General features: G+C 33.1%; 1 pseudogene. It reads left to right on the top strand.

The features are described 5' to 3' along the window. Positions 1–54 precede the first annotated feature (54 nt). Positions 55–468: pseudogene (locus KVT27_RS23660) on the top strand (histidine kinase); the annotation flags it as partial.

Below are 468 nucleotides of genomic sequence, written 5' to 3'. Positions count from 1 at the left end.
AATTTAATTATTAGAAATTTTATTATATATTATTGAAGAAGAGGTGATTACTCCATGTGGAAACAAGCCATTGGTTGGTTTCTCATCACTATGATGATATTTTTAATGATACATATTAACTTTCGAGATAGTGATACAAATCTCATTCAAACACGTGCACAAAATGGGACAATTAACTTAGGTGATCTTCCTTCAAATGCGAAAATATTATCTTTAGCAGGCGAATGGAAATTCACCCCAAATGAATTTGTAGATGTGAACCAATTTCAAGAAAAAGCTCTAAATCAAATTGTGCCAGGACAGTGGGAATCCAAAACACAATATGGTTCTTATCAATTAAAAATCGAGCTACCTAAGCATTTTTCTGAAGTTGGCTTTCGCATTCGAAACATTTGGTCCGCCCATACCATTTATGTAAACGGCGAAAAAGTTTCTGCAATAGGTCAAATTGGAAAATCAAAAGAAGCT

Origin of the sequence: Lysinibacillus sp. GbtcB16 (assembly GCF_019091145.1) — a bacterium.
Taxonomy (GTDB): Bacteria; Bacillota; Bacilli; order Bacillales_A; family Planococcaceae; genus Lysinibacillus; species Lysinibacillus fusiformis.
The sequence above is the reverse complement of the archived record's forward strand: the minus strand, read 5'-3'. Positions and strand labels throughout refer to the sequence as shown.